Raw genomic sequence first — 12,296 nt, 5'->3', positions numbered from 1 at the left:
CCCGGTTCGCCCTGGGTAGGGCAGTCGGCATGGAGACGAACACGAACGCGTACCTGGTCGGTGGCCCCCGTGACGGCAGCACCCAGCAGGCGGAGAGCGCCCTGCTGGAGATCGAGCTGGACGGCATGATCCACCGCTACGTGCGCACCACGAAGCAGCACGGCGAGGACGGCACGGTCTACAACTACGACGGCATGGTCGCGCCGGATGGCGGGCAGCCCGGCGTCGAGGACCCGGCGGCCCGGGTGGCCTCCCCGAAGGCGGACGCGGAGGGGCACGGCGGCACGGCGTGACGCGCGGCCGGGGCGCGGATGAACCGCGGCCGGCGGGGTAAGCACCGCCGGCCTGGTGGAGAACGACCCGTTGTCGCGGCCTCCCGCGACCGGACGCGCGGGCGGGTCGGCCCCGGCCGATCCGCCCGCGACGTACGTCAGTTGCCGGTGACGAAGTTCCAGACCGACACGACCCACTCGGTCTGCTGGAGGTAGGCGACCCCGACGCCGACCAGGAAGATCGCGGTCACCAGGTGCGCGCCGCGCGCGCCGCGCCGGATCCGGCCCAGCTGGCGCTCCCAGATCACCCGACCGATCAGGCGGGACAGCGCGAACAGGCCGACCGCCACCAGCAGGCTCAGCACGAAGGTGAGCAGCGGCGCGCCCAGGTCGCCCCGGCCGGAGATGGCCCAGATCCCCCAGCAGACGAAGGCGAAGAGCGCCCCCGCCATGCTCCACTCGCGGCCCTGGCGCAGCTGCGCCAGGTGCCAGCTCATCGGCCGGCGCGGCGCGGCCGGCTCGGACCAGTTGTGCTCGTCGGCTCCCACGGTGGGGAACTGCTCGGTGCGTGGGGTGCGCGGCCGCCCGACGGAGGCGACGCCGGGGCGGAACGCGTCCCGCTGCGGCGGCACCCCGACACCGGGCTGCGGCGGCACCTCGACTGTCCGCTCCGCCCACGGTTGTGTCTGGTCTGCCATCTCGTGTCCTCCCCTGACCGGTGCCGGCCTCCGGCCGACCCGCCGCCTTCGAGGGTAGCCAGCCGGCAAATAGGTCGCCGCCCCGCCGACGATGGGCTAGACAGGGCCGATGACCCACCCCGTCCCCGACGTGCAGGTTCCCGTCGCGACCGACTTCGACGAGATCGCCGACCTGATGGGTGACGCGTTCCACAGCGCGTTCGACACCGAGGCCCGCGAGGTCGAGCGGGGCATCTTCGAGCCGGACCGGTCGCTGCTGGTCCGCGACGGTGGCCGACCGGTGGCGCACGCCTCCGCCTTCACCCGCACGCTCACCGTCCCCGGCGCGACGGTGGCGGCGGCGCACGTCACCATGGTGGCGGTGGCCGTCACCCACCGCCGCCGGGGCCTGCTCAGCGCGCTGATGGGCCGCCAGCTACGGGAGATCTACGACACCGGCCGGGAGCCGGTCGCGGTGCTGTGGGCCAGCGAGGGGCGGATCTATCCCCGGTTCGGCTACGGCCTGGCCGCGCAGCGCCTCGCCGTCGACTGCCCGGCCACCGCCGAGCTGCGGCTGCCGGAGCCGGCGTCCGCGGCGGGCAGCCTCCGCCTGGCCGACCCGGTCGCGTCGCAACCCGAGCTGGCCCGGGTGTACGACCGGGTGCGCCCGGACCGCCCCGGCTGGTCGGACCGGGACGAGCGCTGGTGGCGGTACGTGCTGGCCGACCCGACCGCCTGGCGGGGCGGGGCGACCCCGCGCCGGGCGTTGCTGCACGAGGGGCCGGACGGCGTGGACGGGTACGCGCTCTGGCGGACCCGGGAGGAATGGGACCAGCGCGGGCCGCGCGGCCAGGTACGGGTGGACGAGGTGGTCGCCACCGACCCCGAGGCGTACCTGGCGCTGTGGCGGACGCTCTTCTCGATCGACCTGACCCGGCAGCTCTCCTGCGGCCGGGTCGCCGTGGACGAGCCGCTGCTGCGCCTGGTGGACGAGCCCCGCCGGCTCGGCGCCCAGCTGGTCGACGCGCTGTGGGTACGGGTGGTGGACGTCCCGGCCGCGCTGGCCGCCCGCCGGTACCCGACCCCCGTCGACGTGGTGGTCGAGGTCACCGACGAGCTGCTGCCGGAGAACACCGGGCGGTGGCGACTCACCGGCGGCCCCACCGGCGCGGTGTGCGTCCGCACCGACGACCCGGGGGAGCTGGCCTGCGACGTACGCGGGCTCGGCGAGCTGTACCTCGGCGGCGTGGCACCGGCCGCGCTGGCCGCCACGGGTCGGCTCCGCGAGCTGCGTCCCGGCGCGCTCACCGCCACCGGCCCCGCCTTCGGCTGGCACCGCGCCCCGGGGGCGATGGAGGTCTTCTGAGCGCCGGCGGGGCCACCGGGGCCGGTGCGGGCGGTACGGTCGGCTGATGGCGGATGCGGAGCGACGGCGACGCCGGCTGCGGCACCAGCCGGACGGGGTGGCCGGGGTGGCCGGGGACGGCAACGGCGACGGCCCGACGGCGGCCACGGCCGAGGTGCACGACGGCACGCCCGCCCCACGGGCGCGGCGCGGCGGCGGGGCCGAGGAGAGCGAGCGGGGCCTGCGGGGGCTGGTCGGTTCCGGTTCCTCGCAGGTGGGGGTCGGCGCGGCGCTGCGGGCCCGGGACGCCGCCCGGCCGACCGACGAGGACCTGGCCGAGGCGGAGGCCCGGCTGGTGATCGTCCGCCGCAACTGGGTGCCCCGCGAGGACCTGCCCCGCTCCGGCCGGTGACGGCCGAGGCCGGCCCGCACGGGCCGGCCTCGAACGGGGACCGGCCCGGTGGGGCCGGGGTCAACCGACGGTCAGGGCAGCTGGGGGAGCTGGCGGGTGCGCTCGTACTCGGCCATCTGGGCGATCCGGCGGGAGTGCCGCGGGTTGCCCGAGAAGGGCGTGGTGAGGAACGCCTCCACGATGGCGGTCGCCTCGTCCAGGGTGTGCTGGCGGGCGCCGACGGCCACCACGTTGGCGTCGTTGTGCTCCCGGCCGAGCTGGGCGGTCTCGATGTTCCAGGCCAGCGCCGCCCGGACGCCGGCGATCTTGTTGGCGGCGATCTGCTCGCCGTTGCCGGAGCCGCCGATGACCACCCCGAGGCTGCCCGGGTCGTTGACCACCCGGTCGCCGGTGTGCAGGCAGAAGGCCGGGTAGTCGTCATCCGGGTCGAAGGCGTGCGGCCCGACGTCGACCAGCTCGTAGCCCTGCTTGGCCAGGTGGTTGGCCAGGTGCACCTTCAACTCGAAACCGGCGTGGTCGGATCCCAGGTAGACGCGCATACCGCGCAGTCTGTCAGGCCCCGCCCCGGCACGTCGCGCGGGCGGCGAACCGGGGCGGATTCGTCACAGCGTCACCGGGGCAGCTCGGCGACGACCAGGCCGCCGCGCGCCTTCGGGGTGAACCAGGTGCTCTTGCGGGGCATCTTCTCCCGGGCCAGGTTCACCGCGACGAAGTCGTCCACGGTCACCGGGGCGATGAGGATCGCCAGCTCGGCCCGGCCGGCGTCGACCTCGCCGGTGAGCCAGCTCGCCGGGTAGTCGCCGCCGACGTAGGTGATCCGCTTGTCGCCGGGGTCGAGGCCGAGCGCGTCGCGCAGCAGCAGCCGCTCGACCAGCGCGTGGTCCAGGTTCTCCAGCCGGGCGGCGCCCTCGTCCTGCGGCAGCGTGACCGCGTACCCCTGGCCGGGCAGCCGGAGGTGGACGGTGCCGCCGGCCGGCGGGACCTCGACCGGGCCGTCGATCGGGGTGATCGTCGCGCCGGCGGCGCGCAGCCGGTCGAGCAGTTCGTCTCCGGTCGTGGTCAGCTCGCTGACCAGCCGGTTGTAGGGCTGGATGGCGACCGACGCCGGGGTGGTGACCACCGACAGGAAGCGGGGCAGGCCGCCGGTCTGCGCGGCCAGGCTGCGGTGGTTGCCGTCGGCGACCACCAGCTCGCCGCCGCCGGCCAGCGCGGTCAGCTCGTCCTGCTGCGGGCCGGGGCCGAGCAGCCAGATGGCGTGCGTCCGGCCGGCCTGGTCGGTGTCGGTCGCGGCGGGCGCGCCGGCGGACTCGGTCGCCGCCGCGAGCGCCGCGTGCAGCTCGTCGCCGCGCCCGGTCTGGAGCAGGAGTACGGGTGAGAGCAGGTGCCCCAGCGCCTCGGCGAGGGCCACCCGCTCCCGCACCTTGGCGATGAAGACGTCCTCGTTGCGGATCACCAGGCCGGGCTCGTCGGCGCTGGTGGAGATCTGGTCGGTGTCCACCATGGCAAAGAGCCCGTACGCCGAATCCTCGCCCGGCGCGCTGATCCGGTAGAGCACCACGACCTGCTCGGCCGGGGTGTAGCTGCCGTCGGCCTTGGCCTCGGCGAGGCGGGCCACCGCGTCGCCGAGCGCGTCGAGGAAGGACTTGCCGAGGCTCTCCGGCGCCCGGTGGGGCATCTCGATGCCGAGGGCACTGTGCGGGTTCGCCTCGATGATCGCGGTGATCTCCGCGTCGTCGGCGAACTCGTCGTAGTTCTGCGCGCCGGTGCCGCCAGTGGTGATCCAGGCCCGGGCGATCGGATGCACGACCGTCATGCCCGTTGACGCTACCGGCGTCGGCCGCCCGGGCGACGCGGACCCCGCGCCGGGTCCACCAGATGAACCGGTCATCCCCGCTCGGCCGGCTCCTTGACGCGGCGGTGCCGTCCGGTCTGGTTGGGGACGAGCGCGCCACCGCGGGCGGGCGCGGAGCCGCCCAAGCCGCCCGGGCCGTCCGGTCGGGCGGCGGGCGGGGTGGCCCGGGAGGTGACCGGGACGCGGGCGACGCCGACCACGATCGGCGGGGCGAGCAGGTCGACCATCTCGACGGGGAGCTCGGGGCTGACCGTCGGCCAGTGACAGTCGTCGACCGACCAGTACGTGGTGGGGTCGGCCACCTCCTGCCCCGTCGACAGGTCGTCAGCGGACGAACGGCGGTGCTTGGCCATCGGGAAAGCCTCCGGGTCGGCCGGGTGCGGCCGCTGCCGGCCGCTGCGCTGGACACCGGGAAAAACGACACCGTGCCCGCGAGGGTGACGCGGCGTCGGCGTCGGCCCGGTGCGGTCAGCGGGTCCGCTCGAGGGGCGGACCCGGTGCGCGGACGCTGTGGAGCTGATGTCGTGAACGAATCACCAACCAGCGACGCGGTGAATCGTTCACGACATCAGCTCGACAGGAGCGCCACACCGTCCTCGCCCCCCGGCCGGGTCGCCCCGGCCCGGACGAGCGGCTCCGGGGCGACGGCCGCGGTTCAGTCGAAGATCGGGCCCAGCTCGCGGGAGCGCTTGAGCTCGTAGAAGCCCGGGGTGCCGGCGACCAGCAGGACGCCGTCCCAGAGCCGTCCGGCGGCCTCGCCCTTCGGGGCCGGCGTGATCACCGGGCCGAAGAAGGCCACCTGGCGGCCGTCCGGGCCGGGCGCGTGGATGACCGGGGTGCCGACGTCGGTGCCGACGGGGCGCATCCCGGCCTCGTGGCTGGCCCGCAGCGCCTCGTCGTACTCGGTGGTGCCGGCGACGCCGGCCAGCGCCGGGTCCAGGCCGACGTCGGTGAGCGCGGCCTTGAACAGCTCCGGGCCGAGCTGCTCCTTACCCAGGTGGATCCGGGTGCCCATGGCGGTGTAGAGCTTCGCCACCGCCTCCTGTCCGTGCTGCTGCTCGACGGCCACGCAGACGCGTACCGGGCCCCAGCCCTTCCTCATCAGCTCCTGGTACTCCTCGGGCAGGTCCCGACCCTCGTTGAGCACCGAGAGGCTCATCACGTGGAAGCGGATGTCCACGTCCCGGACCTTCTCGACCTCCAGCAGCCAGCGGGAGGTGATCCACGCCCAGGGGCACAGGGGGTCGAACCACATGTCGACGGTGACACGATCGGTCACAGTGAGGTCCCTTCGCGACGGGTGATGCGCCGGGCAGCCCCGGCGCCGCTGCCTCGATCCTCACCCCGCAGGGCAGCGACTGGTAGCGGAATGAGAGCGTGACCTCGACCACCGCGGGGCGTCGGTGCATGGAAGACTCGGCTCGGGCCGGCCGTCACGAGCGGCCGACTGGGCTGGCGCAGCCGCGAGGCGGCGAGAGTGGGATGGAGACGAACAGTGCCGGGAGTGCGCAACCTGACGCAGGTGGAGGCCACCGAGCGGGCCCGCCTGCTGGAGGTGACCGGGTACGACATCAGCCTGGACCTGTCGACCGCCGTGCAGGCCGAGGGCCGTACGTTCCGGTCGGTGACCGAGGTCCGGTTCCGCTGCACCGAGCCGGGTGCCGGCACCTTCATCGAGACCGCCGCCGAGTCGGTGCGGTCGGCGACGCTCAACGGCGCGCCGGTCGACCTCTCCGGCTGGTCGGCCGAGAAGGGCCTGGCGCTGTCCGGGCTGGCCGCGGAGAACACGCTCGTCGTGGACGCCGACTTCGCGTACTCCAACAGTGGGCAGGGCCTGCACCGCACGGTGGACCCGGTCGACGGCGAGACCTACCTCTACAGCCAGTTCGAGACGGCCGACGCGCAGCGGGTCTTCGCCTGCTTCGACCAGCCCGACCTGAAGAGCGTCTACACCTGGCACGCCACCGTCCCCGACCACTGGCGCGTGGTGTCCAACATGCCGGTGGAGCGCGAGGAGCCGGCCGGCGAGGCGCTCAAGACCGTCCACTTCGTGGAGTCGGCCCGGATGAGCACCTACATCACCGCGCTCTGCGCCGGGCCGTACCACGAGGTGCGGGACAGCCACGACGGCATCGACCTGGGGGTCTTCTGCCGGGCCTCGATGGCGCCGCACCTCGACTCCGACGACCTGTTCCTGATCACCAAGCAGGGCTTCGACTTCTTCCACGAGCAGTTCGGGGTGCGCTACCCGCTGCCCAAGTACGACCAGCTCTGGGTGCCGGACTTCAACGCCGGCGCGATGGAGAACTTCGGCTGCGTCACGCACGCCGAGTCGCACTACCTGTTCCGCTCCCAGGTCACCGACTTCGAGTACGAGCAGCGGGCCAACACGATCCTGCACGAGCTGGCGCACATGTGGTTCGGTGACCTGGTCACCATGCGCTGGTGGAACGACCTGTGGCTCAACGAGTCGTTCGCCGAGTGGGCCAGCCACTGGTGCAACACCCACGCCACCCGGTTCTCCGAGGCCTGGACGACCTTCCTGTCGATCCGGAAGAACTGGGGCTACCGGCAGGACCAGCTCTCCTCCACCCACCCGGTGTACTGCGAGATGCCGGACCTGGAGGCGGTCGAGGTCAACTTCGACGGCATCACCTACGCCAAGGGCGCCAGCGTGCTCAAGCAGCTCGTCGCGTACGTCGGCGAGGAGCCGTTCGTGGCCGGCCTGCGGGCGTACTTCGGCAAGCACGCCTGGGGCAACGCCACCTTCGACGACCTGCTCTCCGAGCTGGAGACCGCCTCCGGTCGGGAGCTGCGCAAGTTCGCCGCGCAGTGGCTGGAGACCGCCCAGGTCAACACGCTGCGCCCCGAGGTGACCATCGGCGACGACGGGACGTACCAGCGGGTGCTGGTCCGCCAGGAGGCGCCGGCGGGGCACCCGACGCTGCGTACCCACCGGATCGGCGTGGGCCTCTACGACCGCACCGACGGCCGGCTGGTCCGCCGGGAGCGGATCGAGGTCGACGTGACCGGCGAGCAGACCGAGGTGGCCGCGCTGCACGGCACGCGGGCCGCCGACGTGCTGCTGCTCAACGACGACGACCTGACGTACACCAAGCTGCGGCTGGACGAGCGGTCGATGGCCACCGTGGTGCAGCACATCGCCGGACTGGAGTCCTCGCTGGCCCGGGCCCTGTGCTGGACGGCCGCCTGGGACATGACCCGGGACGCGGAGCTCGCCGCCCGCGACTACGTGGCGCTGGCGCTGGCCGGGCTGCCCGCCGAGACCGACATCAACCTGGTCACCGCGACACTGCGGCAGGCGAGCACCACGCTCACCGTCTACGCCGACCCGGCCTGGGCGCCGACCGGCTGGGCGGAGCTGTCCCGTACCGCGAAGACGGCGCTGTCCGCCGCCGAGCCGGGCAGCGGCTTCCAGCTCGCCTGGGCCCGCGCGTACGCCTCGGCGGCCCGGTCCGCCGAGGACCTGGCGACCCTGCGCGGCTGGCTGGACGGCAACGGCGTGCCGGCCGGGCTGACCATCGACACCGAGCTGCGCTGGACGATCCTGCAGTCGCTGGTGGCCAACGGGGCGGCCGGCGCCGCCGAGGTCGAGGCCGAGCTGGCCGCCGACCGGACGGCCAGTGGCGAGCGGGAGGCCGCGTACGCGCACGCGCTGGTGCCGACCGCCGAGAACAAGGCGGCGGTCTGGGCGGAGCTGACCGGCCCGCAGTCGCTGCCGAACTGGCGCAACCGGGCGCTGCTGCAGGGCTTCACCCACCCGGCGCAGGTGGAGCTCACCGCGCCGTACCGGGAGAAGTACTTCGCCAGCGTGGCGCAGGTCTGGGCGCAGCGGGACAGCGAGCCGGCGCAGGAGTTCGTCCAGCTCGCCTACCCGGCGTACCTGGTCGAGGAGGAGACGGTGGCGGCCACCGACGCGTGGCTGGCGCAGGACGGGCACCCGGCGCCGCTGCGCCGGCTGGTCGCCGAGGGCCGCGACGGGGTGGTCCGCTCGCTGAGGGCCCGCGCCAAGGACGCCCAGAGCGCCTGACCAGGAGTACCGGTCCCGGGCCGGCGTGGGCGGGAGCCCGTGCCGGCCCCGCGCCGTCCTCGGAAACACGAAGCCCGGCCCGCGTGACGCGGGCCGGGCTTCGTCGTACGTGCGGAGGGCTCAGGCCCTGCCGGCGTGGCTGGCGAGCTGGTCGAGGCCGTTGATGATGCCACCGGCCAGGTCGCCGCCGCCGAACGCCGCCACCATCGACAGCGCGGCGAGCCGGGCGTACGTGTCGGGGATGCGCTTGCGCGCGTGCCGGCCGGTGACCACCTCCAGCTGACGCTGGTTGGGCGACACCGCGATCAGGACGGACCGGTCGGGCTCGGCGAGCTGGCGGTGCAGCCGCTCGGCGTGCTCGCGGACCGGCTCGTCGAGGCCACCCACGTAGACCGAGAAGACCAGGCCGGTGCCCTGGTCGGCCAGGCGGAGCGCCTCGTCGATGCGCAGCAGCTGGCGGGTCGAGAACGGCCCGTCCAGCACGTCGGGCGGGTTACCCGTCCCGGTCTGCTTCTCACCAACGGTCACTTGCGCCTCCGGTTCCACCGGCCGGCGCCTCGATGCCGGCCTGCTCGAGCTTGTGGCTGGTCAGCGCCGGCGCCTGCGCGCCCGCGGACAGGGCGGTGCCGGCCGAGTCGGCCAACTGCTCCGGGCGACCCAGGAACCAGACCGGCGTGAAGTCGAAGCGGCGGCCCGGCCGGTAGCGCTTGGATCCGCCGCCACCACGGCGGTTGCTGGCGAACACCAGACCGACGATCACCAGCATCACCGCCGCCGGGATGCCGACGAAGATCAGCAACGTCTCAGTGACAGACAATCCCAACGCCCCCAGGCGGAAGATAGCGACCAGAGCATCCGGGTCGGGTGGACGATCATGGCGCCGACCGCCCGACTCCGCTGCCATTCACGTTAGCGGAGTCGACGCCCCGCCAGATTGCGGGGTGCCGATCCCATCCGTCACTGCAGTGTTCCAGTTGCGCTGCGGTGGCGATCAGTCGGGCGTCGTCGCCGTAGCGACCGGTCAGCAGCACCCCGACGGGCAGGTCGGACGCGGTGCGCCCGAGCGGTAGCGAGACGGACGGATCCCCCGTCACGTTGAACACCGCGCAGTACGGCGAGAACCGGCGCTGCCGGTCGAAATCGGCGGCCGGGTCGGCGTCGGCGGTGAACCAGCCGACCGGCGCCTGGGGTGCGGCCAGGGTGGGGCAGAGCAGCAGGTCGCAGTCGGCGGTGCGGCGGGCGCCGAGGCGTACCTGGGCCTGGATCTCGCCGAGGGTGGCCATCAGCGCGCCGGCACCGACGGCCGCGCCCCGGGCGCGGAGGAACCGGGTCAGCGGCAGCAGTTCGGACTCCCGCTCCACCGGCACCGGGGCCAGCGCCAGCACGTACCAGAGGGTCTCGAAGAGCGGCCACACCGCGGGGCCGAGCGGCCGGTCGACCTCGACCACCTCGTGGCCGGCCGCGGTGAGCAGCGCGGCGGCCCGGTCCACCGCGGCGACGCAGTCGGGGTGGACCGGCTCTTCGGCGAGCATCGGGGCGTCGAAGCGGCCGATCCGCAGGCGGCCCGGTGCGGCCCGGCGGGCGACGCCGAGGTAGCCGCCGTCGGGTCGCGGCGGCGGCAGGTACGGCTCGCCGGGCACCGGCACCGCCATCGCGTCGAGCAGCGCGGCGACGTCGGCGACCGTACGCCCGAGCGGGCCGTTGGTGGGCAGGCCGAACGCGCCGGAGCCGAGCGGGCCGCCGGAGACCAGGCCGCGGCTCGGCTTGTAGCCGACCAGGCCGCAGAGGGCGGCCGGGATGCGCACCGACCCGCCGCCGTCGGAGCCCTGGGCGACCGGCACCAGGCCGGTGGCCACCGCGGCCGCCGCGCCGCCGCTGGAGCCACCGGCGGTGTACGCCAGGTCCCACGGGTTGCGGGCCGGCGGCGCGACGAGCCCCTCGGAGTAGAGCGAGCAGCCCAGCTCGGAGGTGGTGGTCTTGCCGAGGCTGACCAGCCCGGCGGCGGCCATCAGCCGGACCACGTCGGCGTCGACCGGCGGGACGAAGTCGGCGAACGCCGCGGAGCCGAAGGTGGTGCGCACCCCGGCGGTGAGGGTCAGGTCCTTGATCGCGGTCGGTACGCCGTGCAGCGGCCCGCGCCCCGCGACCGGCACCGCGTCGGCGGCCCGGGCGGCGGCGAGGGCGCGCTCGGGCGTGACGGTGACGAAGGCGCCGACGGTGTCGCCGAGCGCGTCCACCCGGTGCAGGTGGTGCTCGACCAGATCGACGCTGGAGAGCTCGCCGCGGGCGACGGCGGCGGCCTGCTCCAGCGCGGTCAGGTCGTGCGGCTCGGCCATGCCGCCATCCTGCCCCGGCAACCGGCCCGACGCACTCCTCACGCGCCGGCCCACCGAGCCCCGACCTGATGTGGAGAATTGGGCAGGTAGCAGCAGGCCGGGCTGGGAGAGTATGGCCGTGCTGTCCGTATCGCGAAGAATGGTATCGGGCCGGTGACCGCCGGCCGCGCGACGGAGCTCCTGCGCAATCCTGACCGCCCGCGCCGCTCCACGTACGTCGAACTCTTCTTCGACGTGGTCTTCGTCTTCGCGGTCACCCGGCTGTCGAACAACCTGTTCGAGGACCTGACGTGGGTCGGGTTGTGGCGCACCATGCTGCTGCTGGCCGCGTTCTGGTGGGTGTGGGTGCTGACCACCTGGATGTCCGGTCGACTGGACCCCGACCGCCCCAGCGTCCAGTTCCTGATCGTGGCGGTCATGCTGGCCAGTCTGCTGATGTCCGTCGCGGTGCCCAGCGCGTTCGGGGACCAGGGGCTGCTCTTCGCCGGGCTCTACGTCGTGAGTCAGGTCGGTCGGAGCGTCGTCGTGTTCCGGGCCCTGCGGAAGCACGGGATCACGGTCGGCGGCGGGAGGAAGGTGGCCTGGTGGACGGTGTCGGTGGGGCTCTGGCTGGCGGGCGGCGTGGCCGACGAGAGTCTGCGGGGCCTGCTCTGGTCCGCCGCCGTGATCATCGACTACTCGACCGCCGAACTCCGCCTGCCGGAGTACGACCTGCGCGGCACCGGGCTGTCGTCCTCGGCGGACCACCTGGCCGAGCGGTTCCAGCAGTTCATCATCATCGCCCTCGGCGACAAGATCCTCGCTCCCGCACTGAAGCTGGCCCAGTACGACTTCGAGTTCGAGCGCATCCTCGCGCTGATGGTGTCGTTCTGGACCACCGTCCTGCTCTGGCGGATCTACTTCTACCGGGCCGGCCTGCTGCTGCCCGCCGGCATCGTCGCCAGCCGTGACCGGGGCCGGTACGACCGGGACCTGGCGTACCTGCACGTCGTCCTCGTCGCCGGCCTGGTGGTCAGCGCCGCCAGCGAGGACGTCATCGTCTCCCATCCCACCGGAGCGAACCGGATCGCCTGGGTCGCGGCGATCGCCGGGGGCCCGGGCATCTTCCTCGTCGGCCGGATGCTGCTCGACAAGCTGACGTTCAACCGGGTGGCCCGGTCCCGGGTCATCGGACTGCTGCTCCTGCTGGCCGCCGCTCCCGCGACGGTCGTCCTACCCCCGATGCTCACCACCACGACCGTCAACGTGATCCTGACCATCGTCGTGGTGTCCGACACGATCTCCTGGCGGAGACACCCGCGAAGGCCGTCGCCGGCACGCTGAGCAGCGCTGCCGGCGGCGCGGCGGCGGA

The 12,296-nt window shown here is 73.9% G+C and carries 13 protein-coding genes; 5 read left to right on the top strand and 8 right to left on the bottom strand.

Going from position 1 to position 12,296, the window contains the following annotated elements; all coding sequences use genetic code 11:
- Nucleotides 1–29: 29 nt before the first annotated feature.
- Complete coding sequence (locus GA0074696_RS09335) at nucleotides 30–293, top strand: hypothetical protein (protein WP_088960723.1); 264 nt, start codon at nucleotides 30–32, stop codon at nucleotides 291–293.
- Between the two features lie 137 nt (nucleotides 294–430).
- Here the strand turns inward: GA0074696_RS09335 and GA0074696_RS09330 are convergent, their stop codons facing one another.
- Entirely contained in the window at nucleotides 431–970 is a 540-nt protein-coding gene (locus GA0074696_RS09330; RefSeq protein WP_088960722.1) for a hypothetical protein, read from the bottom strand.
- A gap of 109 nt (nucleotides 971–1,079) precedes the next feature.
- Between GA0074696_RS09330 and GA0074696_RS09325 the strand changes: the two genes are divergently transcribed.
- Both GA0074696_RS09325 and GA0074696_RS09320 read left to right on the top strand, forming a co-directional pair.
- Entirely contained in the window at nucleotides 1,080–2,315 is a 1,236-nt protein-coding gene (locus GA0074696_RS09325; protein ID WP_088960721.1) for a GNAT family N-acetyltransferase, read from the top strand.
- A 46-nt stretch (nucleotides 2,316–2,361) separates the two neighbouring features.
- Nucleotides 2,362–2,706: a hypothetical protein gene (locus GA0074696_RS09320; protein WP_088960720.1), complete on the top strand. Its 345-nt coding sequence runs from the start codon at nucleotides 2,362–2,364 to the stop codon at nucleotides 2,704–2,706.
- A gap of 71 nt (nucleotides 2,707–2,777) precedes the next feature.
- Here the strand turns inward: GA0074696_RS09320 and GA0074696_RS09315 are convergent, their stop codons facing one another.
- The 4 genes from GA0074696_RS09315 to GA0074696_RS09300 form a co-directional block, all read right to left on the bottom strand.
- Nucleotides 2,778–3,245 carry a ribose-5-phosphate isomerase gene (locus tag GA0074696_RS09315; protein ID WP_088960719.1) on the bottom strand — a complete coding sequence of 156 codons (468 nt, stop codon included), beginning with the start codon at nucleotides 3,243–3,245 and terminating at the stop codon, nucleotides 2,778–2,780.
- Nucleotides 3,246–3,316: 71 nt separating this feature from the next.
- Nucleotides 3,317–4,519 carry a DUF1015 family protein gene (locus GA0074696_RS09310; RefSeq protein ID WP_088960718.1) on the bottom strand — a complete coding sequence of 401 codons (1,203 nt, stop codon included), beginning with the start codon at nucleotides 4,517–4,519 and terminating at the stop codon, nucleotides 3,317–3,319.
- Nucleotides 4,520–4,590: 71 nt separating this feature from the next.
- Nucleotides 4,591–4,911, bottom strand: a complete 321-nt coding sequence (locus GA0074696_RS09305) for a hypothetical protein (protein ID WP_088960717.1) — start codon at nucleotides 4,909–4,911, stop codon at nucleotides 4,591–4,593.
- 302 nt (nucleotides 4,912–5,213) lie between these two features.
- Nucleotides 5,214–5,813: a mycothiol-dependent nitroreductase Rv2466c family protein gene (locus tag GA0074696_RS09300; protein WP_407940604.1), complete on the bottom strand. Its 600-nt coding sequence runs from the start codon at nucleotides 5,811–5,813 to the stop codon at nucleotides 5,214–5,216.
- Nucleotides 5,814–6,062: 249 nt separating this feature from the next.
- Here GA0074696_RS09300 and pepN point away from each other — a divergent pair, with 249 nt between their 5' ends.
- A complete protein-coding gene (gene pepN, locus GA0074696_RS09295; protein WP_088960715.1) occupies nucleotides 6,063–8,609 on the top strand; it encodes an aminopeptidase N in 2,547 nt (848 codons plus the stop codon).
- A 120-nt stretch (nucleotides 8,610–8,729) separates the two neighbouring features.
- On the opposite strand, the gene GA0074696_RS09290 is transcribed toward pepN, so the two are convergent.
- The 3 genes from GA0074696_RS09290 to GA0074696_RS09280 are packed head-to-tail and all read right to left on the bottom strand — an operon-like array spanning nucleotide 8,730 to nucleotide 10,945.
- On the bottom strand, nucleotides 8,730–9,137 hold the full coding sequence (locus tag GA0074696_RS09290) for a DUF5130 family protein (RefSeq protein WP_088960714.1): 408 nt from the start codon (nucleotides 9,135–9,137) through the stop codon (nucleotides 8,730–8,732).
- Nucleotides 9,124–9,513, bottom strand: a complete 390-nt coding sequence (gene ctaJ, locus GA0074696_RS09285; RefSeq protein ID WP_444547260.1) for an aa3-type cytochrome oxidase subunit CtaJ — start codon at nucleotides 9,511–9,513, stop codon at nucleotides 9,124–9,126. The genes GA0074696_RS09290 and ctaJ overlap by 14 nt, the downstream gene beginning before the upstream one ends.
- On the bottom strand, nucleotides 9,482–10,945 hold the full coding sequence (locus GA0074696_RS09280; protein ID WP_088960712.1) for an amidase: 1,464 nt from the start codon (nucleotides 10,943–10,945) through the stop codon (nucleotides 9,482–9,484). The genes ctaJ and GA0074696_RS09280 overlap by 32 nt, the downstream gene beginning before the upstream one ends.
- A 153-nt stretch (nucleotides 10,946–11,098) precedes the next feature.
- Between GA0074696_RS09280 and GA0074696_RS09275 the strand changes: the two genes are divergently transcribed.
- Nucleotides 11,099–12,268 carry a low temperature requirement protein A gene (locus GA0074696_RS09275; RefSeq protein WP_157745857.1) on the top strand — a complete coding sequence of 390 codons (1,170 nt, stop codon included), beginning with the start codon at nucleotides 11,099–11,101 and terminating at the stop codon, nucleotides 12,266–12,268.
- Nucleotides 12,269–12,296: the final 28 nt, after the last annotated feature.

It is taken from the genome of Micromonospora purpureochromogenes (assembly GCF_900091515.1).
Lineage (GTDB): Bacteria > Actinomycetota > Actinomycetes > Mycobacteriales > Micromonosporaceae > Micromonospora > Micromonospora purpureochromogenes.
The sequence above is the reverse complement of the archived record's forward strand: the minus strand, read 5'-3'. Positions and strand labels throughout refer to the sequence as shown.

Excerpts from the sequence above, each read along its gene's own strand:
- GA0074696_RS09315 (WP_088960719.1), bottom strand. The coding sequence starts at position 3,245 with ATGCGCGTCTACCTGGGATCCGACCACGCCGGTTTCGAGTTGAAGGTG.
- GA0074696_RS09280 (WP_088960712.1), bottom strand. The coding sequence starts at position 10,945 with ATGGCCGAGCCGCACGACCTGACCGCGCTGGAGCAGGCCGCCGCCGTC.
- GA0074696_RS09320 (WP_088960720.1), top strand. The coding sequence starts at position 2,362 with ATGGCGGATGCGGAGCGACGGCGACGCCGGCTGCGGCACCAGCCGGAC.
- GA0074696_RS09305 (WP_088960717.1), bottom strand. The coding sequence starts at position 4,911 with ATGGCCAAGCACCGCCGTTCGTCCGCTGACGACCTGTCGACGGGGCAG.
- GA0074696_RS09300 (WP_407940604.1), bottom strand. The coding sequence starts at position 5,813 with ATGTGGTTCGACCCCCTGTGCCCCTGGGCGTGGATCACCTCCCGCTGG.
- ctaJ (WP_444547260.1), bottom strand. The coding sequence starts at position 9,513 with ATGGCAGCGGAGTCGGGCGGTCGGCGCCATGATCGTCCACCCGACCCG.
- GA0074696_RS09335 (WP_088960723.1), top strand. The coding sequence starts at position 30 with ATGGAGACGAACACGAACGCGTACCTGGTCGGTGGCCCCCGTGACGGC.
- GA0074696_RS09310 (WP_088960718.1), bottom strand. The coding sequence starts at position 4,519 with ATGACGGTCGTGCATCCGATCGCCCGGGCCTGGATCACCACTGGCGGC.
- GA0074696_RS09325 (WP_088960721.1), top strand. The coding sequence starts at position 1,080 with ATGACCCACCCCGTCCCCGACGTGCAGGTTCCCGTCGCGACCGACTTC.
- GA0074696_RS09330 (WP_088960722.1), bottom strand. The coding sequence starts at position 970 with ATGGCAGACCAGACACAACCGTGGGCGGAGCGGACAGTCGAGGTGCCG.